At 71.5% G+C, this 22,277-nt stretch carries 20 protein-coding genes and 1 pseudogene; 7 read left to right on the forward strand and 14 right to left on the reverse strand.

Annotated elements, in window-relative coordinates; translation table 11 throughout:
- Positions 1 to 15: 15 nt before the first annotated feature.
- Together AC3ANN_RS14255 and AC3ANN_RS14260 are read left to right on the forward strand one after the other, a co-directional pair.
- Positions 16 to 423 carry a transferase gene (locus AC3ANN_RS14255; RefSeq protein WP_488338042.1) on the forward strand — a complete coding sequence of 136 codons (408 nt, stop codon included), beginning with the start codon at positions 16 to 18 and terminating at the stop codon, positions 421 to 423.
- A gap of 31 nt (positions 424 to 454) precedes the next feature.
- Positions 455 to 1,066: a thermonuclease family protein gene (locus AC3ANN_RS14260; RefSeq protein ID WP_488338043.1), complete on the forward strand. Its 612-nt coding sequence runs from the start codon at positions 455 to 457 to the stop codon at positions 1,064 to 1,066.
- 7 nt (positions 1,067 to 1,073) lie between these two features.
- Here the strand turns inward: AC3ANN_RS14260 and AC3ANN_RS14265 are convergent, their stop codons facing one another.
- Positions 1,074 to 1,472 (reverse strand): DUF1304 domain-containing protein, encoded by a 399-nt coding sequence (locus tag AC3ANN_RS14265; RefSeq protein ID WP_488338044.1) that lies wholly within the window; start codon positions 1,470 to 1,472, stop codon positions 1,074 to 1,076.
- A gap of 35 nt (positions 1,473 to 1,507) precedes the next feature.
- On the opposite strand from AC3ANN_RS14265, the gene AC3ANN_RS14270 reads away from it, so the two are divergent.
- Positions 1,508 to 2,254, forward strand: coding sequence for a LysR substrate-binding domain-containing protein (locus AC3ANN_RS14270; protein ID WP_488338045.1), 747 nt, complete (start codon positions 1,508 to 1,510; stop codon positions 2,252 to 2,254).
- 194 nt (positions 2,255 to 2,448) lie between these two features.
- Here the strand turns inward: AC3ANN_RS14270 and AC3ANN_RS14275 are convergent, their stop codons facing one another.
- The 4 genes from AC3ANN_RS14275 to AC3ANN_RS14290 all read right to left on the reverse strand — a co-directional run bounded on the left by AC3ANN_RS14275 (position 2,449) and on the right by AC3ANN_RS14290 (position 7,952).
- Positions 2,449 to 4,947 carry a CHAT domain-containing protein gene (locus tag AC3ANN_RS14275; RefSeq protein ID WP_488338046.1) on the reverse strand — a complete coding sequence of 833 codons (2,499 nt, stop codon included), beginning with the start codon at positions 4,945 to 4,947 and terminating at the stop codon, positions 2,449 to 2,451.
- A 49-nt stretch (positions 4,948 to 4,996) separates the two neighbouring features.
- Positions 4,997 to 6,757 carry a S8 family peptidase gene (locus AC3ANN_RS14280; RefSeq protein ID WP_488338047.1) on the reverse strand — a complete coding sequence of 587 codons (1,761 nt, stop codon included), beginning with the start codon at positions 6,755 to 6,757 and terminating at the stop codon, positions 4,997 to 4,999.
- A gap of 69 nt (positions 6,758 to 6,826) precedes the next feature.
- Positions 6,827 to 7,294 carry a hypothetical protein gene (locus AC3ANN_RS14285; protein WP_488338048.1) on the reverse strand — a complete coding sequence of 156 codons (468 nt, stop codon included), beginning with the start codon at positions 7,292 to 7,294 and terminating at the stop codon, positions 6,827 to 6,829.
- Positions 7,284 to 7,952 (reverse strand): RNA polymerase sigma factor, encoded by a 669-nt coding sequence (locus AC3ANN_RS14290; RefSeq protein WP_488338049.1) that lies wholly within the window; start codon positions 7,950 to 7,952, stop codon positions 7,284 to 7,286. Before AC3ANN_RS14290 ends, AC3ANN_RS14285 begins: the two co-directional genes overlap by 11 nt.
- 126 nt (positions 7,953 to 8,078) lie before the next feature.
- Between AC3ANN_RS14290 and AC3ANN_RS14295 the strand changes: the two genes are divergently transcribed.
- Entirely contained in the window at positions 8,079 to 8,822 is a 744-nt protein-coding gene (locus tag AC3ANN_RS14295) for a glutamine amidotransferase-related protein (protein WP_488338050.1), read from the forward strand.
- A gap of 2 nt (positions 8,823 to 8,824) precedes the next feature.
- Here AC3ANN_RS14295 and AC3ANN_RS14300 read toward each other — a convergent pair whose 3' ends face one another.
- The 5 genes from AC3ANN_RS14300 to AC3ANN_RS14320 all read right to left on the reverse strand — a co-directional run bounded on the left by AC3ANN_RS14300 (position 8,825) and on the right by AC3ANN_RS14320 (position 13,923).
- The gene (locus AC3ANN_RS14300; protein WP_488338051.1) at positions 8,825 to 9,649 is read right to left on the reverse strand and encodes a tryptophan-rich sensory protein; all 825 of its coding nucleotides are present in this window, start codon (positions 9,647 to 9,649) and stop codon (positions 8,825 to 8,827) included.
- 79 nt (positions 9,650 to 9,728) lie between these two features.
- On the reverse strand, positions 9,729 to 10,214 hold the full coding sequence (locus tag AC3ANN_RS14305; protein WP_488338052.1) for a glutaminase: 486 nt from the start codon (positions 10,212 to 10,214) through the stop codon (positions 9,729 to 9,731).
- Positions 10,211 to 11,413 carry a cation:proton antiporter gene (locus tag AC3ANN_RS14310; RefSeq protein ID WP_488338053.1) on the reverse strand — a complete coding sequence of 401 codons (1,203 nt, stop codon included), beginning with the start codon at positions 11,411 to 11,413 and terminating at the stop codon, positions 10,211 to 10,213. Before AC3ANN_RS14310 ends, AC3ANN_RS14305 begins: the two co-directional genes overlap by 4 nt.
- Positions 11,414 to 11,466: 53 nt before the next feature.
- Positions 11,467 to 12,720, reverse strand: a complete 1,254-nt coding sequence (locus AC3ANN_RS14315; RefSeq protein ID WP_488338054.1) for an alpha/beta fold hydrolase — start codon at positions 12,718 to 12,720, stop codon at positions 11,467 to 11,469.
- 66 nt (positions 12,721 to 12,786) lie between these two features.
- Positions 12,787 to 13,923 (reverse strand): hypothetical protein, encoded by a 1,137-nt coding sequence (locus AC3ANN_RS14320; protein ID WP_488338055.1) that lies wholly within the window; start codon positions 13,921 to 13,923, stop codon positions 12,787 to 12,789.
- Positions 13,924 to 13,988: 65 nt separating this feature from the next.
- Here AC3ANN_RS14320 and AC3ANN_RS14325 point away from each other — a divergent pair, with 65 nt between their 5' ends.
- Positions 13,989 to 14,591: a TetR/AcrR family transcriptional regulator gene (locus tag AC3ANN_RS14325; RefSeq protein ID WP_488338056.1), complete on the forward strand. Its 603-nt coding sequence runs from the start codon at positions 13,989 to 13,991 to the stop codon at positions 14,589 to 14,591.
- 188 nt (positions 14,592 to 14,779) lie between these two features.
- Here the strand turns inward: AC3ANN_RS14325 and AC3ANN_RS14330 are convergent.
- The 4 genes and pseudogenes from AC3ANN_RS14330 to xylA form a co-directional block, all read right to left on the reverse strand.
- Positions 14,780 to 15,475 (reverse strand): annotated as a pseudogene (locus AC3ANN_RS14330) (GTP pyrophosphokinase); the annotation flags it as partial.
- A 167-nt stretch (positions 15,476 to 15,642) separates the two neighbouring features.
- Positions 15,643 to 16,488 carry a transposase gene (locus AC3ANN_RS14335; protein ID WP_488338057.1) on the reverse strand — a complete coding sequence of 282 codons (846 nt, stop codon included), beginning with the start codon at positions 16,486 to 16,488 and terminating at the stop codon, positions 15,643 to 15,645.
- Positions 16,489 to 16,625: 137 nt separating this feature from the next.
- A complete protein-coding gene (gene xylB / locus AC3ANN_RS14340) occupies positions 16,626 to 17,930 on the reverse strand; it encodes a xylulokinase (RefSeq protein ID WP_488338058.1) in 1,305 nt (434 codons plus the stop codon).
- A gap of 135 nt (positions 17,931 to 18,065) precedes the next feature.
- Positions 18,066 to 19,256, reverse strand: coding sequence for a xylose isomerase (gene xylA, locus AC3ANN_RS14345; RefSeq protein ID WP_488338059.1), 1,191 nt, complete (start codon positions 19,254 to 19,256; stop codon positions 18,066 to 18,068).
- Positions 19,257 to 19,377: 121 nt separating this feature from the next.
- Between xylA and AC3ANN_RS14350 the strand changes: the two genes are divergently transcribed.
- Both AC3ANN_RS14350 and AC3ANN_RS14355 read left to right on the forward strand, forming a co-directional pair.
- Positions 19,378 to 20,385, forward strand: coding sequence for a LacI family DNA-binding transcriptional regulator (locus AC3ANN_RS14350; protein ID WP_488338060.1), 1,008 nt, complete (start codon positions 19,378 to 19,380; stop codon positions 20,383 to 20,385).
- A gap of 99 nt (positions 20,386 to 20,484) precedes the next feature.
- Complete coding sequence (locus AC3ANN_RS14355) at positions 20,485 to 22,248, forward strand: glycoside hydrolase family 35 protein (protein ID WP_488338061.1); 1,764 nt, start codon at positions 20,485 to 20,487, stop codon at positions 22,246 to 22,248.
- Positions 22,249 to 22,277 lie beyond the last annotated feature (29 nt).

Below are 22,277 nucleotides of genomic sequence, written 5' to 3' on the forward strand. Positions count from 1 at the left end.
CTGCAGGAGGGGACAGTGGGCAAGAACTACGTCGACATCGAGAACGACCGGGGCGAGACGCTGCGTTACCGCAAGCACGTCAACGGCCGGGGTCTGATCGCGCATGGAGCGAAGGTGCACCCGAGCGCCATCGTGGAAGCGGGGGCGTATGTCGAACCGGGCGTGCAGATCGCGGCCGGCGCACATGTCGGCCGCGGCGTGTGGGTGGAATCGGACGCCGTGATCGGCCCCGACGCCGAGATCGCGCCGCACGCGCACATCGGCCCGCGCGCCGCCATCGGCCCGCGCGCGAAGATCGGTGTGCGCACCCAGGTCGGCACCGATGCCCGCGTCGCCGGGGGCTCGCTCATCGGCGACGACGAGACGATCGCCGACGGCGAGCGCGTCGCCACCGACCGCCGGGGACTTCGCCTGGCCGCCTGACCTCGTCGTCGGCTGCCGCTAGCCTGACGCGATGACAGGCAGACGCTCGCGGCGAGGCGCCGTGTCGTTCGCCGCGGTCGCGGTCGTCGCCGCCATTGCGGCCGTCGCGTGGTTCGCCGCGGGCGGACGGATGCCGTGGGCCGAGGCCGACCCCGCTCCGAGCACGTCTGCCGCCGCGCCGACGACAACGGGCGACGGCATCCCGGCGCGGCCTCCCGATGCGTTCCCGCTCACCGTCGTGCACGTGTACGACGGCGACACGATCCAGGCCGTGATGCAGGAGCCGAACGACGTCGTGACGACGTCGAATCCGATCCGCATCCGTCTCATCGGCGTCGACACTCCCGAGGGCACGCCCGCACCCGAGTGCTGGGCCGACGAGGCCCGCACGCACCTGGCTCAGCTCCTCCCCGAGGGTGCGACTGTATGGGCGGCGCCCGACACCGAGACGTGGGACGACTACGACCGCCGGCTGTTCAACCTCTGGACCGACGACGGCCGATTCGTGAACCTCGAGCTCGTCTCGGCCGGTGACGCCGAGGCGATCCGGGTCTGGCCGAACGTCGAGTTCTTCGATCTGCTGACCGCCGCGCAGGCCGACGCCGAGGCATCCGGCACCGGCAGGTGGGGTGCGTGCGGCTGAGCCGTCTCTAGGCGAACAGGAAGAGCACGAAGCCGATCAGCGGCAGCGTGCCCTGGAGGAGCGCCGCACGAAGGTATTTCATACCGGTGGTGAGCAGCACGAGCGCGGCCGCGACCATCGAGCCGAGGCTGAACAGCACCAGCGCGAGGCCCGCCGCGCGCACGCCGCTCTCGTCGGCGCCCGCGAGGAAGAGGACGATCCCGAGCACGGCGCCGATCGCGAGGAACAGGTTGTAGAAGCCCTGGTTGTACGCCATCGGCTTCATCGTCTCGGCGGCGGCCTGGTCTGCGACGCCGAAGCGCCGCCAGATCCTCGGCTGCGTCCACTGCACGCTCTCCATCACGAAGATGTACACGTGCAGCAGTGCCGCGAGCGCGGCGAAGACGGTGGCGAGGATCGCGATCATGAGCGAACGATAGCGCCCGGGATACGCTGAGCGATATGGCGAAGGGCAAGGGCGGCGGGAGACCGCGAAGGGATGCCGCTCCCCGCCGTCGCGCGGGAGCCAGAGGCTCGGCGGCGCGCCCACAGCACACGCCTCGTCCCTCGCCCGGGCCGGCACCCGCGGATCCCCGCGAGTCCGATGTCGCCGAGCCGAGCACGTTCCGCCTCGGTGCGATCCCCGGCGCGACGCCCGGCAAGTGGATCGACGTGTGGAAGGAGCGGATGCCGCGCACCACGCTCGAACTCGTGCCGCTGCCCGTCGCCGGCCAGCGCCGGGCCCTCGACGACGCCCAGGTCGACGCCGCACTGGTGCGGCTGCCGATCAGCAGCGATGGACTCCACGTCATCCCGCTCTATGACGAAGTGCCCGTCGTCGTTTGCGCGAAGGACTCCCACCTGACGGCCGCCGAGGAGCTCGAACCCGGCGACCTCGAGGGCGAGGTGCTCATCGTTGCGCAGGACGACGTGCTCGGCATCCGGATTGCGGGAACGGTGCCGCCCCGCTTCGATGCGCCCGCCGACACCGCCGAGGCGATCGCGACGGTCGCCGCCGGCGTCGGGATCGTCGTGGTGCCGATGTCGCTCGCGCGACTCCACCACCGCAAGGACGTCGAGCACCGCCCGCTGCGCGACGGACCTGTCTCGACGGTCGCGCTGGCGTGGGTCGCGGATCGCACAACACCCGTCGTCGAGACGTTCGTCGGAATCGTGCGCGGCCGCACCGCCAACTCGTCGCGAGGGTGACGCGACAGGGGATGCCGCGCGCCCCCAACACCGCGGCATCCCCTCGCGGAACGGCTGCGAAGACGACGCTCCCCAGCCGCGTCCCCGATGTGATCTCCGTCTCGGCGCCGAGCCCCAGAGCCCGGACGGCTCAAGCCGTTCCATGCAGTGAGGAGCGCGCTGGGTCCGCCGTGATACATCGCCGGCGGGGGAAGTCAGAATCCGGCCCCGTGCACCTGGAACGGCGCGACGATGCCGGTGCGCTCCGAGGCCGCCGCCAATGCGTCCGACGGTCCCAAGCCGGCCGCGAGTCCTTCGTGCATCGCCCCCAGAAGCTCGCAGGCTTCATCGTCCGCGACCACGACCGGAGCAGCGACGACGGCACGCGTGCCGGCATGGAGCCATACTCGCGCCATCCCCACGGCCTCCTCGCCCCAGCGCACCGACGATCGTCCGATCTCGCAGGCCGACAGCACAACGGTGTCAGGCACGGGGGCGATGAGGTCGATGTCGTACCCGAACAGCGTGCCGTCCACCAGTTCCAAGCCCGAGAACATCGGGTTGTCGACCGCGTGGCGGCCATGCCCTGCGGCATGGAGCACGTCGACCCGAGAGGCCAGTTCCGTGACCGCGGAGACTGTGGCGGAACCATCGCTCAGTGTCGGCGCGTCCGGCCATGAGCCTCTCGCTGCCCCGACCTCCTCGGCCGCACGGGGGACCCGGGGTCCGATCACGAAACCGGCCGACGCGAGGCGGAACGGGCCGCGAGCTCGGCTCCGTGCCCATGCGGACGCTGATCCCGGCACCGTCAATGCCCGGCCGCTGAACGCCGGGAGCATCGACCAGGGGATGCCGGACAGCACACCTGGGGCCAGCACCGCGATGCGGTGCGCGGAAGCGATCTGCGACTGCACCGGCTGCACGAGGACGGTCGACAGGCGTTCGACGCGCGCGCGCAGGCTTCCGCGCACGAGCGTGGACATCGACCCGGACCTCACACGGGCGGCCACGTCGAGGTCGGCTCGCAGGCCTGTGAGCAGCTCTCTGACGTCCTTCCAGGACAGCTCGGCGATCGCGGTGGAGCCTTCGAACAGCGTGAGCGCGACCAGCCGTTCGCCATCGAAGACGTAGGCGATCAGGGCCTCGCCGTCGCCGAGGGCTTCGATGGCGTCGGGCATCGCGATCCTGCCGGTCGATCCGCCCGCAGTCGTCGAAGACCACTGCCGGTCTCGAATCCGCCGCTCGAGGGCTTGTGCACGGGGGTCAGCGAACCAATCGTCATCGCCGGCCGCGGCGCGGATGGTCCGCAGCTCCGCGAGATCCGCAGCCAGTTCCTCGTCCCGCGGGGGCCGAAGGGGCACCACATGCTGACTCATCAGGCGGGCGCGCTCCGACCAGTCGAAGATCACGTCCGGCCGGCCGGAGCGGAGCGCGGAGGAGAGTCCCTCTGTGAGCAGTCCACCCGCGCGCATGGCCGAACTCGTCTGCAGGTCGAGGCTCCCGAAGGCGCGCTGCGTCCGGACGAGCGCGTCGAGACCCCTCGCCGCGTGCCGTCGGCACTCAGCCTCCCGCCCTTCCACCGCAGCGACCGCAGCCCGGGTCTCGTGCGCCAGCATCGTCACTTCGAGGGGCATGCGCGGTGGTATTCGCACGGACACAGGCATCGGGCGGCGCTGCAGGCGGACCCTGGCACGCAGGTCCGCCAACCGGAGCGCCTCCGCCTCCGCGAGGAACCGATGCTGTCTCAGCGCGGTGATGACAGCCTCCACCATCGCCTCAGAGGGCAGACGACGTCCCTGCCGCGCCGGGCGTCCTGACCGGTCGATCCGTCCGACCGCCAGCTGCGCGCGCAGCTTGATCGCCTCGGCGCGCAGCGCCCAGCCGTCGCTTCCGAGCGCACGGAAACGACGACTGGCGACGCGCGCGGCGGTCACAGCGCGATCGGGATCGTGATTCAGGAGAGACCGCGCGAGCTGATACTCCGCGCCCGCCCGCTCGCGAGGTGCGCGCTTCCGGCCGAGGACGGCAGCCGCCTTCTCGAGCAGGGTCTCCGCCTCGGTCACCAAGCCCGCGTCGCGGAGCACTTCGGCGCGGTCCAGCTCGTTGATGGCAGCCCACACGTCCGAACCCTCGTCGAGGGGGTCGCGAACGCTCTGCATGGTCCTCAGCGCGGTCAGCACGTCACCGCGTCGCATCGCAAGGTAGCCCAGGTTGTGGACGGCCTGGTTCGCCTCCTCGACGAGGCCCGCCGCACGATAGATGCCCTCCGCCTCCTCGAGGTCCTCCTGTGCCGCATCGAGGCGGCCACGGTCCATCTCGACGAGGCTGCGGTTCATCAGCACGTTGGCGCGACGAACAGGCTCGCCACGCAGTCCGTTGGCGCCCTTCGTGAGCCATTCGGCTGCTCGGTCCGGATGCCCGCGCTCGAGCGCGAGCGCACCGAGCTGACCATGCAGCTGAGCGACCGTCACGTCATCGAGTCCCTCACGCGACAGCATCTCGAGACACAGTCGCTCGCCCTCGTCGACGTCGCCGAGCCGGGCGAGCACGTATGCGACCGTGCCGACGATGCGAGCCATGAGGTTGACGTCGCCGGCCGCCTCAGCGGCCTCGTACGCCGCAGCGAGCACTCGCCGCGCGTTCGAGTACCTGCCGCGATTGGCCAGATCGACGCCGCGCCGATGCTTCGCCGCAGCCTCGCCCCCGATCCCCATGAAGCCATCATGGCGCGATCCTCGAGGATCTGGGGCACGCGTGAAGCCGTTACCTCGTCAGTCGTGACCTGTCATCCTGCGTGAGCACCTCGAGCGCCTTCTCGACGGCGTTCGAGGCGTGTGCCGTCTTCGCGGCGTGCATCAACGACGGCGCGAGCTGCGCCGCAATCGTCGCCGAGACGAACGGAGCGGCGAACGAGGTTCCGCTCCACACCGCGAACCCACCACCGGGACCGCTGGAGAAGTCGTCAGGATCGAGGCTCTGCCGCCGCCTGTCGCCTTTGTCCGCGCGCGAAGCCGCCTGCATTCCGCCTTCGAACGAAGGGAATATGCTCAGCACCGACGTACCGGGGGCGTAGGTCGTCACCCAGTCGCCGACGTTGCTGAAGAGCGCGACCGAAGTGCGCTGCGGATTGAGCGCTCCGACAGCGATATGGCGCGCGGCATCCGTCGGCTCGTCGAAGGTGAGGTCGGGATCGCCCCAGTTGTACAGCGCCGCCGGGAACGCGGGGCGTTCGGTCGCGTCGTTGCCCGCAGAGCACACGACGACGCACCCCCTCGACCGGAGTGCAGCGAGCGCCTCGTAGAGGCGCAGGCTGAATCGTCCGTCCTCCGGGGTCTCGTGGTAGTAGCCGAGGGAGAGGTTCAGCACGTCCACGTGGTGCGGATCGTCGTCCGTGTCGGCGTCGATCCAGTCGGAGAGCTCCTCCAGCGCCGTGATGAGCTCGCTCTCGAGGACGCTGCCGTTGCTGTCGGCCACGCGGATCGCGATCAACTCGGCGTCGGGGCACACCTGACGCAGGATGCCCGCCACGAAGGTCCCGTGCCCGGCAGCGTCGTCGAGGAAGCCGTCCAGCGGTCCCGACAAGTCTCCGTACTTCTCCGGGTCGGTCCGCGCGTCGTCGACCCCGATGACCTCGCCGCTCGACGAGTGGATCGTGCGCACCACCGTGCGCTCGTCGGACGTCAGCCACGGATGCTCGCCGCAGCCCGTGTCAGCGAACGCGATGACGGGTCGGCGTCCGCCGTCCGCGACGGGATGGCGCTCGGCCGGCGGCGGGCCGACGTACGTCACCAGCTCGAGCCCACCGGACCCCGGGTAGGCGTACCCTTCCGTGCCGGCGGGGTTCGTGCGTCCGTGAGGGTTCGTGCGCCCGTGAGGGTTGGTGCGGCCGTGCGGATTCGTCCGGCCATGCGGGTTGAGGTCGATCGGATCCACTCCGAGCACGTGGTCGAGGCTCACCTGAGCGATGACCGGATCGTCTACCGCCTTCGGCGCGCGGGAGCGTGCCGACCCGCTTTGTGCCGCGGCGGTCGCCGTGCGCTGTCTCGGGTCGTTCGCGATGGATGCCGCGAGCGATACCGCTCGCGTCGCGTCGGTTCGAGACGAGGCCTCATCGGCTTCGGTCGACCGCTCCTGTCCGCCATCGGCCAGCCGCGCCGCGACGAGCAGGTCGCGGCGAGCCTGCTGCAGCAGTCGCCATGCATCGACCGGCGGCACGGGCTCGTCGTCACGTCCCTCACGCGGCGCCTGCACGATCCGCGCGCGGCTCAGGGTGTCGCTGCCGTCGCGCGCCCGGACCGTCTCGAGCTCGATGTCCCACCCCAGCTTCCCTGCCGCGTCCTTCAATACCCGGGTCGCGGCGGCCGGGTCGCCCGACACGACGAGGTGGCCCGGGACGTAGACCGTGCCATAGGCCTGGAGCCCCGGAACCGGCTCGCGGCGCGGATCGAGGACGACGCCCTTCGGCTCACCTGCGACCTCGCGTTCGCGCCAGGTGCGTCGCGGGGTGCTCTCGTCTTCGGGCATATGTACTCCTCACAGACAGCGGAATCCGCGGCCCCCAAGGCCGCGGCATCCGGTTCCTACTCGTGCGTGTCAGATCTCGAACTGCGGCGTCTGGAAGTCCCGGAGCTCGCCGTCGGCGGCTCGCACGACCAGACGAAGCCGCGCCACTCCCGGCGTCACCTCGTCGAAGGCGAAGCGGCCGTGCTCGCCGGGGTCGGCGGCCCATTCGCGCTCGCCCTGGACCAGCCGGATGGCCAGTGCCGTGGCATCCACCCACCCGTCGACGCGGCGGCCGCCGTCCTCGGTGGCCGTCACGTGCAGCAGCACGCTCGTCGTGCCGTCGCTGAACTGCAGCGTCGCCGTGTCGCTCTCGCCGCGCACTTCGGCGAACGAGCCCTCGACGAGCGTCAGCAGCGCATACTCGCGCGAGAGATCCTCGACGGCGACCGCCGCCACCATGCGGTCGACGAGGTCGGCCGGCACCGGGTCGATCTCCTCCCACATGTGCCGCATGCGCGCGAAGAGCGCGGCATCGGCCGCGAAGTCCTCAGTCTCCATCGTCTTCCCCCCATCCGTCGCCTACCAGTGCGGCGCGGAGCTTCGCGAGACAGCGCTGCCGCGTCGGTCCGATCGACCCGATCGGCATCGCGAGGTCCTGGGCGATGCGCGCGTAGTCGGGGCGGTCCTCGAACGCGACGATCCGCAGCAGGCGCTGGCATCGTTCGTTGAGCGTTCCGACCGCGGTCCACAGGCGACGGGTCTCGTCGTCGTGGGCGGCGGTCTGCTCGGCGGATTCGTGGACCGGCAGGTGGGGTTCGAGCGACTCGGCCTCGGTCGGGTCGGCCCGTCGGTGCTGCTTGCCGACGCGCCACGCCTCGCGGCGCGCGCACATCGTGAGCCATCCCGACACCGCCTGCGGGTCGTGGATGGTCTCGTGCCGGCGCACCAGCGTCAGCCACGTCGTCTGCACGACGTCCTGCGCGAGGGCGTGGTCGAGTCCATAGGCGCGCACGACGTGCCAGAGCGGTGGCGACATGAGACGGACGAGCTCGTCCATCGCACGGCTGTCACCCTCTCGCCATCGCACGAACAGCGTCGCGGCACGCTGCCATCGCGCCGGCTCGACGGAGTCGACGGATGCCTCGGCCTCCGCCGCGTGCACGTCGCGCGGCGCGTCGGGCCGCGGCGGCCCCGCCTCGGCGTCCGGATGCGTCATGACGCCCATTGTGTCCACACCATGCCCGAGTGCGATAGAGCGCGCCTGATACATCCGGTGCGGGAATCGGGTCGGCAGATGTCACTCCGCCTCGCCCGCACCGGCATCGCAACCTAGAATTCGGGCATGACGACCGCGCCCCTGCTCTATGTGTGCGTGCGGCCGCAGGAGGGCGCCGCCGCCGCAGAGTACGAGTCGTTCCGGTCGGCGATGCGCGTCTCGGAGGACGACTTCGCCCGTCACGATCTCGTGCGCGAGCCGCTTCCGTCCGACGCCTTCGAGCGTTACCGCGGCTTCCTCGTCGGCGGCAGCCCGTTCAACGTCGCCGACCCCGAGTCGACCAAGACCGACGCGCAGCGACGGCTCGAAGCCGACCTGGCCCGCATCGCGACGGCGGCCGCGGCGGCCGACGGTCCGGCCGCGCTCTTCACGTGCTACGGCATCGGGGTCGCCACGCGCGCGCTCGGCGGCACGGTCAGCCGCGCGTTCCCCGAAGACACCGGCCCGGTGTCGATCGCGCTCACCCCCGCGGCGGCCGGCGATCCGGTGTTCGGCGGGCTCGCCGACCGGTTCACGGCGCTCACCGCGCACAAGGAGGGCACCGAGTCGCTGCCTCCGGGAGCACGACTGCTCGCGTCCAATGAGGCGTGCCCCGTGCAGGCGTACGCGATCGGCGACAGGCTCTACGCGACGCAGTTCCATCCCGAGCCGACGACCAAGGCCTTCACCGAGCGCATGGCGGTCTACCGCGACGACGGCTACTTCGAGTCCCACGCGTTCGACGAGATCGCAGGGCGCGTGCTCGCGGCATCCGTCACCGAGCCGGCGCGCCTGCTTCGGGCGTTCGCGGAGCGTTTCGGCGCCGGCTGACTTCACGCCTCCGCGTTGCGCACCTCGACGACCTGCTGCAGTACCTTGCCGACCATCGGCGTCACCACGACGATCACAGCCGCGACGATCGCGGCGACGCCGATCGCCGCGTCCGCCGGGTCGCCTCCGAGGCGTGCGACCGCGATCCACGCCAGACCCCAGCCCATCGCGAGTCCCGGCGCCAGCCGCCAACGGCTCCACCACGCGACGACCACGCCGGCCGCGGCGATGAGCACGATCGTCGCCACGCCCCACCCGGTCGCGCCGCCACCTTCGCCTTCGGGCGTCGGGGCGACCCACGCGGCGATGTTCGCCACCGTCGCGACGGTCACCCACCCGAAGTGCAGTCCGGTGACGCCGTCGATCAGCACGCTGTCGGCGAGCCCCCGGCCCGGGAATGCCACCGTCACGTGGAACGCCACAGCGAGCGCGACCAGCAGCAGCACGATCACCAGAACGGTCAGCGGCAGCGACGCGAACTGCGCCGCGACCAGCCACAGGCCGTTCAGCACCATCGTGCCTGCTGCGAGCGCCCCCAGCGCGCGCTGACGATCGCGGTCGCGCTGGCGTGGGAAGGCCTGCCACGCGGTGTACCCGAGCAGGCCGAGGTAGATCGCGCTCCAGATGGAGAAGGCCGGGCGCGCGGGGGCCAGGTACGAGCCGTCGGCATCGAGGGCGCCACCCTGGACGTCCTGGATCGGCGTTCCGCCGAACACGCCGACGCCGAGGAGGGCGGCCGCGATCATGAAGCAGAACGCGACGATCACCACGACCTGGCGGGTCGCGTCCTTCCTGCGCTCGCGCACGTTCTCGGCCGGAGTGTCCATCCGGTCACGGTAGAGCCGCCGGCTCCGGGCATGCAGCGGCTTGACACGGGCACGCTCGCGCCCTAAGCGCTCCGGCGCGTCAGGCGCCCGGTGGCGGCTCGAGAAGCAGCCGGATCCGCTCGTCGAGGTACCGCTCGAGCGGCATGAATCCTCCCGCGGCGCTCCAGCGGACGCTCACGACGCCGTCGACGAGCGAGAGAGGGCCGGATGCCTCGCCCCGATCGACGGCGTCGGGATCCAGCATCCGCCAGCCGATGTGGACGGTCTCGCCTTCCGCGAATCCGCCGCGACGCGCGGCTGCGGCGAGCTCGGCGCGGCGTCGCTGCGACTCGGCCGTGTACCCGCGGCGCGCCTCCTGCCGGGCGCGCACGATGTCTCCTGTGGCGAGCACCGCATCGTCGGCGAGCAGCAGCACGCCGAGATGCCAGGCGTCTCCTCGGCGCACGATGCGGGGCGCGCGGGCGACGCCGAGGATGCGGCGCGGTTCGACGAGCTCACCGAGCGATTCACGGGGAGCCTCGCGCAGCCGCTCGCGTGCGGCATCGAGCAGCTCCCGTGTGCTCATGCCATGTCGTCCTGCAACGATTCGCTCGCCCGCACCTTGTCGCCCCGCAGCGTCATGCCCAGGAGCGGGAACAGCAGCACGGACAGCATGCCCGTCGCGACGAGCACGGCCTGCTGCGATGACGACAGGATGCCCTCGTCGACGCCGATCGCCGTGACCGCCACGATGATGGGCAGGCCGGTGGCGCCGAGCAGCGCCATCGAGAGCCGCTCGCGGCGCGAAGATCCTTCGGGCACGGCCAGCATCGACGGGATGCCTCGCACCACGAGCAGCGCGAGGAGCCCGACCGGCAGCAGCAGGAACAGCGTCGGCTGGTCGAGCAGGGACTGAAGGTCGAAGGTGACGCCGGTGTAGATGAAGAAGACCGGCACCAGGAAGCCGAACGCGACGCCCTCGATCTTGCTCTCGACCGCCTCGCGGTCGTGCTCGGACGCATCGCGCATGAGGAGGCGCCAGATCACGCCGGCCGCGAAGGCGCCGAGCAGCATGTCGAGGTCGAGCACGATGCTCAGCGCGATGAGCGAGCACAGAGTCAGGAACACCACGCGGATCGCGAACTGCCCGGACGTGTGCAGCGTCGCGTTCACGAAGCGGTGCATCGCGCCGCGCGGAACCTTGAACGCGAGCCAGATCGCGAGCCCGGCGATCGCGACGAAGGCGACGAGCACCAGGGTGGCAAGGCCGAGCTCCCGCCCACCGAGGAAGAGCGAGATCGCGATCAGCGGACCGAACTCGCCCACGGCGCCGACCGCTGCGACCGCCTGGCCGAACGGCGTGCGCAGCTCGCCGGCATCCCTCAGGATCGGCAGCAGAGTTCCCAGCGCCGTCGAGCACAGCGCGACGCCGATCACGACCGCCGCCTCACCCGGGGCGAGCAGGAATCCTGCCGCGACCCCCGCGATGAGGCTGATGAGCCAGCCGAGCGAAGCCCGCCGCCCCAGGCGTCCCCGGAACGACCCGAACTGGATCTCGGTGCCCGCGACGAAGAACAGCAGCGCCAGCCCGAACTCCGACAGCGTCTCGATGAAGGCGTGCTCCTGCGCCCAGCCCAGAACCGCAGGACCGATCAGGATGCCGAGCACCAGCTCGAACACCACCACCGGGATGCGCACCCACCGGCCGAGGCCCCGGGCGAGCAGGGGCGCGAGCACGGCGAGGAGCGGGATCAGCAGCAGCATCAGCGGTTGGGGGTCTTCCACGCGATCAGACTAGCGACGCCGGTCTGACGCGCCGTCGTGCAGATCGCGCGGTTTCACGGCGGCGTTCGCGAGCGCTCGGCCTCCACTCGGTCGAGCCAGCGAAGCAGGGCCGGCAATGCCAGGTACGCGACGGTTCCGTGATCAGCGAAGGGGATCTCGTTCAAGGTCACCGCGATTCCGAGGGATGCCTCGTGACGGGCGAACCGCTCGGTGTCGCCGGGCACGACGAGCTCGTCGTCCAGCCCCTGCGCGAGGAACAGCGGCGCATCGAAGGCCACCCCGCCGGCCGAGTTCTCTTCGAACAGCGACGCCCACGGCTCAGCGGTGGTGGGATCCGCGGTCGTGAAGTCGCCGATGAGCGGCTCCCCGATGCGGTGCAGCTCGGGGAGGTGCGACAACAGGCAGAGCTCGTTCATCCGCGGCACGAGCTCGAGGGCGGCGGGTGTCAGGATGCCGTCGAGCGGCGCGTCCGGGTATACCTCGGCATACGCGGTGAAGGCGTACGCGCCGATCGTGACGCCCGAGATGTCGTCGAGGTGTGCGCTCATGAGTCCGGGCAGGTCGGCCGCGGGCGCAGCTGCCGCGACCGCGACGATCGACAGCTCCGGCGCATATTCGCTCGCTCGCTCCGCGGCGAACAGCGCCGCCTGGCCTCCTTGGGAGTGCCCCCACAGCACCACCCGATCGGTCGCTCCCGCCTCCGGCGCCGCGCGCGCGGCACGCGCCGCGTCGAGGACGGCGTTGCCGCCCGTTGCGCCGACGAGATACGAGTCCGGGCCGTCCGTGCCCATGCCGACGTAGTCCGTCGCCACGACGGCGTAGCCACGATCGAGCAGGAAGCGCAGTCCCTCGATCCCGAGGAACGGATCGAACCCGTACGACGGCGCGCACGAGCGCGCGGCACCGGTGGTCGGGTGCCCCCACGAGACGACCGTCCGTCCCTGGGGCGGTGCGGGCGTCAGCGGGGCCACGAGCACGCCGGTCGCGACGACCGGGTCGCCGTGCACGTCGGTCGTGCGGTACATCAGACGCCATGCGCGACTTGCGAAGGGCGCGCCCAGCAGCGGGTCGAGTTTCACGAGGGTGCCGGGTTCGCCCTCGGCGGCTCCGACGGGCTGCTCATAGAAGGCGTCGATCCCGGGACGTTCGAGGAGGTCGCCGATCACGCGCCACTCCTCCGCGGCGACGACGCCGCCGAACAGGGCGAGAGTCGCGGCGACGAAGCCCGCCGCGAACCGGGCTCCTCGCCGCCTGAGCCGCGCGCGGGACGCAGCCCGCACGGAGACCGCGGGCTGCGTGCCGTCCACGCGGGATCGTGTCGGTCGCGTCGCCATCACTGCCGACCGTAGCGCCCCCGCCGCGGTCGCGTCCGGTCAGCCCCCGACCGCCTCCAGCTGCTCCGCGGGAGGCGTGAGCTCGGCGCGGCTGCGACGGTGGCCGATGAGGGCGAGCACGACGCCCGCGACCAGCCACGCGCCCAGCACCACCCACTGCGTCGCGGTCGCGGCATCCGGGAAGTACATCACGGACCGCAGCAGATTTGCCGACGCCCCGGGCACGAACCACTGTCCGATCGCGCCCCACGGCTCCGGCAGGAACTGCGGCGGCGCCGCGGCGGCCGCGATGGGGTTCGCGATCAGGAGCGTGATGAGGGCCGCCACGCCGATCCCGGGCGGCCCCATCACGGACGCCAGCCCGATCACGAGCGCGGCGGTCGCCGACACGCTGAGGCCGATGACCGTGGCGTTGAGCAGCCAGTCGCCCTGCAGGATGCCGAACCACGTCTGCATGACGAGGGTGATGAGCGCGCCCGCGGCCGCGCCGAACACGACCAGGCCGATCAGGCGCCGCACGACACCCTGGACGAGCAGGCTCAGCAGGATGCCGCCGAGCATCCCGCTCAGGACGAGGGGGAAGACGGATGCCGCGAGCCCGGCGCCCGTCGCGTCACCCTCGGCGAGCGGCACGAGGTCGGTGACCGCCACCTGCGGGATCCCGGGAACGTCGCCGGGCGCCGCGCCGTCGGGCAGCTGCGGTTGCTGGCCCGCCTGCAGCGCGGTCATGATCGCGCTGAGCTGGTCGGTGAGCGCAGCCTGGGCCCGCTGGTCGATCTGCAGCTGGAGCTGGGTCGCGACGCCGCGCAGCGCCTGCGCCGCAACCGGGCTCGCCGCCGTGGCGATGAGCACCTCGGGCTTCTCCCCGAGGAGGATCGCGCCGTACAGCTCTCGCGACTCGATCCGCGACACCGCGGCCTCACGCGAGTCGACATCGTGCAGCACGAAGGGCTCGGGGTCCTGTTCGGCGAGCACTCCCTCGACGGCGGATACGGCATCCGCGGGCCCGTCGATGCCGACGGGCAGGTTCTGCGGCTGCGATGTCGCGGCCGGCCACACGAACGCCATGACGATCACGGCGACGATCAGTGCGCCGGCGAGACCGAACAGGACCGCGAACCGCCAGCGGGTCGGCGGGACGGCGGAACGCGACGGGGCCTCGCGAAGGGTGTCCATGGCGACCTCCTAAAAGAGAATGTTGATTCTGTTTTGGAGAATAACAGAATCGCTATTCTGTTTCCATGCCCAGAGTGTCGGAGGAGTACCGGGAGGCACGTCGCGACGAGATCGCGCGTGCGGCGCTGCGGTGCCTGGAGCGAAAAGGGGTGAGGGACACCTCGATCGCCGACATCGTCGAAGAGTCGGGGCTGTCTACCGGCGCGATCTACTCCCACTTCTCCAACAAGGCCGAACTCGCACGGTACGTCGTCGGACGGTTCCTGCTCCCGCGCATCGACGCGCTCGAGACCGCGGCCGCACGCGGCGAGATCGTGCCGCCCCGTGAGGCCCTTCGCGGAATGCTCTCCGTGTTCGCCGAGACCGGGCTGCCGCCGTCACTCGTCGTGCAGTTCTGGGGAGAGGCGATGGTGCAGGCCGATCTCCACGCCGAGATGCTGCGGACCGCCGCACGCCTGCGCGACTCGCTGACGGCGGCCATCACGCCATGGGCGGTCCAGGAGGCCGCCTCCGGCGACGACGCGGAGGTCGACGCCGCCGCGCTCGCCTCCCGGCACGCCCGCACCATCGCCGCGCTGGCGCAGGGCTACGTCTCGAACTCCGCGATCTTCGGTCCGCGCGACGTCGACGAGTACGTCACGAGCGCAGCCGCCGTCCTCGCGAGCTGACGGCGGTCACCCGCGCAGGCTCAGACCGGCCCCGCGGCCGGGGGTACGGCATCCGTCGGCGAAGCAGGCTGCGCCGCGCCCGACGTGAGCGCGCGCGGCGCGGCGCCCTGGCTGCCCGTGCGCGGCTCGGTCTCGCGGCCGCGGATCACACGCGACCCGCCCGCGACGTCGCCCATTGCGCGGCTCCTGATCTCCCTGGCGCCGCCGCCCCTGATTTCACCGTGCAGCCGCTCCATGCGCTCGTCGAGCTCGGCCGCGGTCTCGGCGGCGTCCTTGAGGCTTTCGAGCAGCTCGTCGGGCACGCGCGTCGCGTACTTGTAGTAGATCTTGTGCTCGAGGCTCGCCCAGAAATCCATCGCGATGGTGCGGAACTGCACCTCGACGGGCACCTCGATGCGCCCCGTCGACAGGAACACCGGCACCTCGACGATCGCGTGCAGGCTCTTGTACCCGTTCGGCTTGGGCGCGGCGATGTAGTCCTTCACCTGGATGAGCCGCACGTCGTCCTGCTCGGTCAGCAGATCGAACAGGCGGTAGACGTCGGCCACGAAGCTGCACGTGATGCGCACGCCCGCGATGTCGGTGATGCGGCGCCGGATCGAGCCGAAGTCGGGATCGATCCCCTTGCGCTGCACCTTCTCGACCAGGCTGTCGGGTGACTTCACACGGCTCGACACGTGCTCGATGGGGTTGTAGTCGTGCGTGAGCAGGAACTCGTCGCGCAGGATCCCGATCTTGGTCTCGATCTCCTGCAGACCGAACCGGTACTCCATGAGGAACCGCTGCAGACCGTCGCGCATCTCGCGGAGCTCCGCGGGCGACACCGTGATCTCGGCATCGTCATCGGGGGTGGTCACGGGCACGAGGGGCGCGGGGGTGGCCATGTGCTCCACGCTAGGCAGAGCGGCTACGAGAGTCCTGTGAAGACCGGATGCCCGTCCCTGACGCGCGCGGCGTGTCACGACTCCGCCCGGGCCCCGGCCTCCGTCGTCGCGCCGGCCCACGGTCCGGTCGGACGTGACCGACGGTTCAGGCGGAGCTGTGGCTCGGTTCACAGCTCGTCGAGCACGCGCTGCGCGCGATCGGCCTCGCGCGCGGCATCCTTCGCCGTCTTCGCCGCCTCGGCGCGCTCGCGCTCGATCGCGTCGAGCTTGTCGTCCGCGGCCGCGGCCTCCTCCTCGAGGCGGGCGAGGTCGCGGCGCAGATCGTCGATGCGCTCAGCGAGGTGGTCGGCGCGCTCCTGCGCCTTCGTGCGACGGTCCTCGATGCGGGCGAGTGCCCGCTCGGCCTCGTTCGCGAGGCGCTCCGCCTCCCGCGCCGCCTTCTCGGCGTCCCTGCGCGCGCGGCGCTCGGCGAGGTCGTCGCGGGGCGGCGGCGTCACCACGCCCGGGACCGAGCCGCCGACCGCGTCGGCCAGCGCCTCGGGCTCGATGTCGCCGGCCTCCAGCGGCTTGACGAGACGCCCGGTCATGACGGCGGCGGCGGCCGCGGCATCCATCACCGCGGCGTTGATGGTCTTCTCGACGTCTTCGCGCGCCGCCGCGCCGACGTCGACACCTGCGTCCTTCGCGAGGTCCGCGGCCTGCTTCGCGAGCGCCGCGACGAGCTGCCGGCGCTGGCGTCCGAGCCGCGACATCTCGGCGGCGTCGAGGTCGTCCTGCGCTTCGCGCAGCGCCGCCGACAGCTCGAGGGCCTCGCCGAGCTGCCCGTCTCTGGCGAGCAGGTTCACCGCCCACGCCGCGACGGAGGGCTTGCGCAGGGTCTTGACCCGCTTCGCCAGCGGGCCGCCGGATGCCCCGGCCCGTGCGTTGCGCGCGGCCGTGAAGTCGGCGGGAGGCAGGGCGTACAGCTCGGCGGCGATCGCGTCGAGCTCGGCGTCTGCGTCGGCCTGCGGCATCCCCCCATTCTTGCGCTCCGGCACGCCCGGTTCTGGGCGATGTCGTCGGAGATTCAGGAGACACGCCGACGCAGCGGCGGCAGATCCGAGCGGGAGGCCCGTTCTTCCTGTTTTCTCGACAGTGCCGCGATCCAGGCCTAGGCCCGCAGCACCGCAGCCGCCTGTCGCGCGGCGCCGAGCGCCACGTACTCCCCTGGCTCGGGCACCGCGACCTCGAGTCCGAGGACGAGCGGCGCGATCTCGCGCACCGCCTCGGACTGCGCACCGCCGCCGATGAGCAGCGCTCGCTCGAGCGGGACTCCGAGCGCGCGCAGCGCCTCGAGCCCCGCCGCGAGTCCCGAGAGCATGCCCTCCACCGCGGCGCGCGCGAGATTCTCACGCGTGGTCGAGGCGAGCGTCATGCCGGTGAGCGAGGCGGTCGCGTCGGGAAGGTTCGGCGTGCGCTCGCCCTCGAAGTAGGGGACGAGCGCGAGTCCGCCGGCGCCGGGCTCGGCCGTGAGCGCGAGCCGCGACAGCTCGGCGTGGTCGACTCCCAGCACCCGCGCGATCGCGTCGAGCACGCGTGCGGCGTTGAGGGTCGCGACCAGTGGCAGGAAACGCCCGGTGCAGTCCGCGAAGCCCGCGACGGTGCCCGAGGGGTCGATCGTGCGCTCCTCACTCACCGCGAACACGGTGCCGCTGGTGCCGATCGACACCACGACGTCGCCCGGTCGCGCCCCGAGCCCGAGCGCCGCGCCCGCATTGTCGCCGGCGCCCGGTCCGACACGCCGGCCCTCGGCATCGGTCACCCACTCGTCGGGGCCGAGCACGCGCGGCAGCACCGCGTCGTGCCCGAGAGCGGCGACGAGCAGCTCGCGGTCGTAGCCGCCGGTGGCGGGGTTCCAGTAGCCCGTTCCCGACGCGTCGGACCGGTCGGTCACGAGCTCGTCGAGCACGGGTCCGCGCGGCGACTCGCCATCGGGCCCGAACCCGCGCAGGCGCCAGGTGAGCCAGTCGTGCGGCAGCGCGACCGCGGCCACGCGCGCCGCGTTGTCGGGCTCGTGGTCGCGCAGCCACCGCAGCTTGGTGATGGTGAAGGATGCCACGGGCACGAGCCCCGTGCGCCGTGCGAGCTCGACGGCGCCGAACTCGCGCGTGAGGTCGGCCGCGGCATCCGCCGACCGCGTGTCGTTCCACAGCAGAGCATCGCGGATGACGCGCCCACCGGCGTCGAGCGCGACCATGCCGTGCTGCTGCCCGCCGATCGCCCACGCCTCGACGCCCTCGAGGCCGCCCGCCCCGGCGATCGCGCTCTGCAGCGCGTCCCACCAAGCGTTCGGGTCGACCGATGTGCCGTCAGGGTGCGACGCGCGCCCCTCCCGCACGACCGACGCGGTGGCGGCGTCGACGACCACGACCTTGCAGGACTGCGTCGACGAGTCGACACCCATCACCAGTGCCATCGTTGCTCCTTCTTCACGACCTCGCCCCACCGGTTCACTTGCCCTGGGTGTACGTCGCCCGGGGCGAATCGCGTACGTTCAGGGCAAGTGAACAGGTGGGGGCGGGGGCTGACAGGCTTCGGCCGGCCGGACGCCTCAGCCGCGAGCGCCGAGCAGGTGCTCGGTCGCGAGCTGCTGCAGGCGGACGAACCCGCCGCCCTTGCCGCCGAAGTAGGCGCTCGGGTCGAAGTCCTCGTAGGCCGAGCGGTCGGCGAGGAAGTCGTCGTAGGTCTCGCCCGGGTTCAGCGTCGGCACCGACAGCTCGTCGACCTTCGCCGCAGCAAGGGCCTCCTGCACCTCGGGGTCGGCGCGGAAGGCCGCGGCGCGCTCCTTGAGCAGCAGGTAGGTGCGCATGTTCGCGGCGGCCGACTCCCACACGCCCTTCTCGTCCTCGGTGCGCGAGGGCTTGTAGTCGAAGTGACGCGGGCCGTCGTACGCCGGCACACCGCCGGGGCCGCCGTTCTCGAGCAGGTCGACGAGGGCGAACGCGTTGTGCAGGTCGCCGTGCCCGAACACGAGGTCCTGGTCGTACTTGATGCCGCGCTGGCCGTTGAGGTCGATGTGGAAGAGCTTGCCGTGGTACAGCGCCTGCGCGATGCCGGCGGCGAAGTTCAGGCCAGCCATCTGCTCGTGGCCGACTTCGGGGTTCAGACCCACCAGCTCGGGGCGCTCGAGCGAGTCGATGAACGCGATCGCGTGACCCAGGGTCGGCAGCAGGATGTCTCCGCGCGGCTCGTTGGGCTTCGGCTCGATCGCGAAGCGGATGTCGTAGCCCTTGTCGGTGACATAGTCGCCGAGCAGGTTCACGGCCTCGCGGTAGCGCTCGAGCGCCGCGCGGATGTCCTTGGCCGAGTCGTACTCGGCACCCTCGCGCCCGCCCCACATGACGAAGGTCTTGGCGCCGAGCTCGGCGCCGAGGTCGAGCTGGCGGAACACCTTGCGCAGCGCGTAGCGGCGCACGTCGCGGTCGTTCGCCGTGAAGCCGCCGTCCTTGAACACGGGGGCCGAGAAGAGGTTGGTCGTCACCATCGGCACGATGAGGCCGGTGTCGGCGAGCGCGCCCTTGAGGCGGTCGATCTGGTTCTGGCGCTCGGCATCGCTCGAGCCGAAGGCGAACAGGTCGTCGTCGTGGAAGGTGAGGCCGTACGCGCCGAGCTCGGCGAGCTTCTCGACGACGTGCACGACGTCGAGGGCGTTGCGGGTCGGCCCGCCGAAGGGGTCGGTGCCGTTGTAGCCGACGGTCCAGAGACCGAACGAGAACTTGTCGGCCAGGGTTGGAGTGGGCATGACGCTCCTTTGCGGTAAATGTTGTTGAAGACAACCTATACCATGACGGACGCCACGTCCAACCCGTGATCACACGAGTTTCGCGTCGGATCCCGAGAGTTTCGAGGAGTAGCATTCCTGCATGAGCGACACTCCGCGCATCACCCTGGCCGAGATCGCCGCCGAGGCCGGCGTGTCGCTGGCGACCATGTCCAAGGTCCTCAACGGTCGCACCGACGTCGCGCCCGCGACGCGCGCCCGCCTCGAGGAGCACCTCGCCCGCCACGGCTACACCCGCCGCGGCGTCCGTCAGCGCAACGAGTTCGTCGAGCTGGTGTTCCACGAGCTCGAGCCCAGCTGGTCGATGGAGGTCATCGAGGGTGTCGAGGACGTCGCGCACGCGGCCGGCCTGTCGGTCGTCCTCACCGTGAGCGGCGACCGCCACGCACCGTCGGCCGACTGGATCGACGGCGTGCTGCGGCGGCGGCCCGTCGGGGTCGTGCTGGTGTTCTCGGACATCGCCGAGCGCTTCCGCGAGAAGCTCCGCTCGCGCGGCATCCCGTTCGTCATCGTCGACCCCGCGGGCGACCCCTCCCCCGACGTCCCGTCGGTCGGCTCGGCGAACTGGTCGGGCGGGCTCATGGCGACGCGCCACCTGATCGAGCTCGGCCACCGCCGTATCGCGGCGATCACCGGGCCGGAGGACATGATGTGCTCGCTCGCCCGCGTCGACGGTTACCGGTCGGCGATGAACGCGGCCGGCATCCCGATCGATCCCGACCTCATCCGTTTCGGCGACTTCCACCCCGGGGGCGGCGAGCGCCACGCGCGCGAGCTGCTCGCCCTGCCCGATCCGCCGACCGCGATCTTCGCCGGCAGCGACCTGCAGGCCCTCGGCGCGATCGCGGCCGGCGCCGCGGCCGGGCTCCGCGTGCCCGACGACCTCTCGGTCGTCGGCTACGACGACATCGCGCTCTCGCGCTGGATGAGCCCGCAGCTGACCACGGTGCACCAGCCGCTGCGGCGCATGGGCGAGGAGGCCACGCGCCTCGCTCTCCGGCTCGCTGATGGCGCCGCCGTCGACACGCTGCGCATGGACCTCGCGACGCACCTCGTGGTGCGCGGCAGCACCGCCGCGTTCACCGGCTGACTCCCGTCGCGACCACGCGGATTCGGCAGGCCCGGCGATCCCCGCAAGGATGGGTCGAGGCATCCGTCCCCATCCCTGAGTGAGAGAGAGCCCAGCCCCGTGGCGACCTTCGAGATCGGCGAGACCGACTTCCTGCTGGACGGCCGGCCCCACCGCATCCTGTCAGGCGCGATGCACTACTTCCGCGTGCACCCGGATCAGTGGGCGCACCGCATCGCGCAGGCGAAGGCGATGGGCCTGAACACCATCGAGACGTACGTCGCGTGGAACGCCCACGCGCCGCGGCGCGGGGAGTTCCGCCTCGACGGCGGGCTCGACCTCGGTCGCTACCTCGACCTCATCGCCGAAGCCGGCATGCATGCGATCGTGCGCCCCGGGCCGTACATCTGCGCCGAGTGGGCCGGCGGCGGGCTGCCGGCCTGGCTCTTCGGCGATGCCCCCGCCGGGATCCGCCGATCGGATGCCGCATACCTGGCGGCCGTCGACGAGTTCCTCGACGCGCTCGGCCCGGTGCTCGCCCCGCGTCAGATCGACCGCGGCGGTCCGATCGTGCTGGTGCAGATCGAGAACGAGTTCGGCGCGTACGGCGACGATCCGGAGTACCTGGACCACCTCGTGGAGGCCACCCGGCGGATCGGGATCACCGTGCCCTTCATCACGGTAGACCAGCCGACCGACGAGATGCTCCGGGCGGGCAGCCGCCCCGGGCTGCACAAGACGGGCTCGTTCGGCGGCAACGTCGCCGAACGGCTCGAGACCCTTCGCCGGCACCAGCCGACCGGGCCCCTCATGTGCACCGAGTTCTGGATCGGCTGGTTCGACCACTGGGGCGAGCACCACCACACCACGTCCGCCGAGCGCGCGGCAGCCGATCTCGAGAAGCTGCTCGCCGCGGGCGCCTCGGTGAACATCTACATGTTCCACGGCGGCACGAACTTCGGCTTCACCAATGGCGCGAACGACAAGGGCGTCTACCGCTCGATCGTGACCTCCTACGACTACGACGCCCCGCTCGACGAGGCCGGCAACCCGACCGCGAAGTACCACGCGTTCCGCGACGTGCTGCGCCGCCACACCGGCGACCTGCCCGACCCGCTGCCGGCACCGGCCTCGTTCAGCGAGGCCGAGGCCGCGTTCACGCGGAGCGTCGGGCTGTGGGATGCCGTCACCCTGACTCCCGCAGGCGCACCGACGTCCGCGCCGGTCACCCTCGACGAGATCGGGCAGGAGAACGGCTTCGCGGTGTACTCATGCCCGCTGCCGGAGCGGCCGCGTCCGGTGCGACTGGACATCGGCGAGGTACGCGACCGGGCGCTCGTGTTCGTCGACGGTGCGCAGGTCGGCGTGCTGGCACGCGATCACCACGACACGACCGTGACCCTGCCTGCCGGTCCTCCCGGGGAGCTGCGCCTGCTCGTCGAGGACCTGGGCCGCGTGAACTACGGCCCCCGGCTCGGCGAGCCCAAGGGGCTCATCGGCACGGTCTCGCTCGATGGCGCCTCGCTCGAGGGATGGACCATCGCGCCCGTCCCGCTGGGTTCGATCGGGCCGATCGAAGACCTGCTCGCCGCCGCGGACGACGCCGCAGCCGCCGGGCCGGCCTTCGCCCTCGCCGAGTTCGACCTGCCCGCGGGCGCCTCCGGCGATCTGCTGCTCAGCACGCGCGGCTGGGGCAAGGGCGTCGCGTGGCTCAACGACTTCTGCCTCGGACGCTTCTGGTCTCGCGGACCGCAGCGCACGCTCTACGTGCCCGGGCCCGTCGTTCAGGCCACGGGCAACCGGCTCGTCGTGCTGGATCTGACCGGAGCACCGGATCGCGCCCGCTTCGTCGCCCAGCCCGACCTCGGTCACCTCGAGGACTGACCCACCGAGCTCCAGCCGTCGAGACGACG

Source organism: Microbacterium sp. STRO-2N, assembly GCF_057747775.1.

What these genes read in the sequence shown, in the direction of transcription:
- AC3ANN_RS14285 (WP_488338048.1), bottom strand. Translation starts at nt 7,294, where the DNA reads ATGGAGACTGAGGACTTCGCGGCCGATGCCGCGCTCTTCGCGCGCATG.
- AC3ANN_RS14280 (WP_488338047.1), bottom strand. Translation starts at nt 6,757, where the DNA reads ATGCCCGAAGACGAGAGCACCCCGCGACGCACCTGGCGCGAACGCGAG.
- AC3ANN_RS14260 (WP_488338043.1), top strand. Translation starts at nt 455, where the DNA reads ATGACAGGCAGACGCTCGCGGCGAGGCGCCGTGTCGTTCGCCGCGGTC.
- AC3ANN_RS14320 (WP_488338055.1), bottom strand. Translation starts at nt 13,923, where the DNA reads ATGGACACCCTTCGCGAGGCCCCGTCGCGTTCCGCCGTCCCGCCGACC.
- AC3ANN_RS14335 (WP_488338057.1), bottom strand. Translation starts at nt 16,488, where the DNA reads ATGCCGCAGGCCGACGCAGACGCCGAGCTCGACGCGATCGCCGCCGAG.
- AC3ANN_RS14325 (WP_488338056.1), top strand. Translation starts at nt 13,989, where the DNA reads ATGCCCAGAGTGTCGGAGGAGTACCGGGAGGCACGTCGCGACGAGATC.
- AC3ANN_RS14305 (WP_488338052.1), bottom strand. Translation starts at nt 10,214, where the DNA reads ATGAGCACACGGGAGCTGCTCGATGCCGCACGCGAGCGGCTGCGCGAG.
- AC3ANN_RS14300 (WP_488338051.1), bottom strand. Translation starts at nt 9,649, where the DNA reads ATGGACACTCCGGCCGAGAACGTGCGCGAGCGCAGGAAGGACGCGACC.
- AC3ANN_RS14295 (WP_488338050.1), top strand. Translation starts at nt 8,079, where the DNA reads ATGACGACCGCGCCCCTGCTCTATGTGTGCGTGCGGCCGCAGGAGGGC.
- AC3ANN_RS14350 (WP_488338060.1), top strand. Translation starts at nt 19,378, where the DNA reads ATGAGCGACACTCCGCGCATCACCCTGGCCGAGATCGCCGCCGAGGCC.
- AC3ANN_RS14270 (WP_488338045.1), top strand. Translation starts at nt 1,508, where the DNA reads ATGGCGAAGGGCAAGGGCGGCGGGAGACCGCGAAGGGATGCCGCTCCC.
- AC3ANN_RS14265 (WP_488338044.1), bottom strand. Translation starts at nt 1,472, where the DNA reads ATGATCGCGATCCTCGCCACCGTCTTCGCCGCGCTCGCGGCACTGCTG.
- AC3ANN_RS14290 (WP_488338049.1), bottom strand. Translation starts at nt 7,952, where the DNA reads ATGACGCATCCGGACGCCGAGGCGGGGCCGCCGCGGCCCGACGCGCCG.
- AC3ANN_RS14275 (WP_488338046.1), bottom strand. Translation starts at nt 4,947, where the DNA reads ATGGGGATCGGGGGCGAGGCTGCGGCGAAGCATCGGCGCGGCGTCGAT.
- xylB (WP_488338058.1), bottom strand. Translation starts at nt 17,930, where the DNA reads ATGGCACTGGTGATGGGTGTCGACTCGTCGACGCAGTCCTGCAAGGTC.
- xylA (WP_488338059.1), bottom strand. Translation starts at nt 19,256, where the DNA reads ATGCCCACTCCAACCCTGGCCGACAAGTTCTCGTTCGGTCTCTGGACC.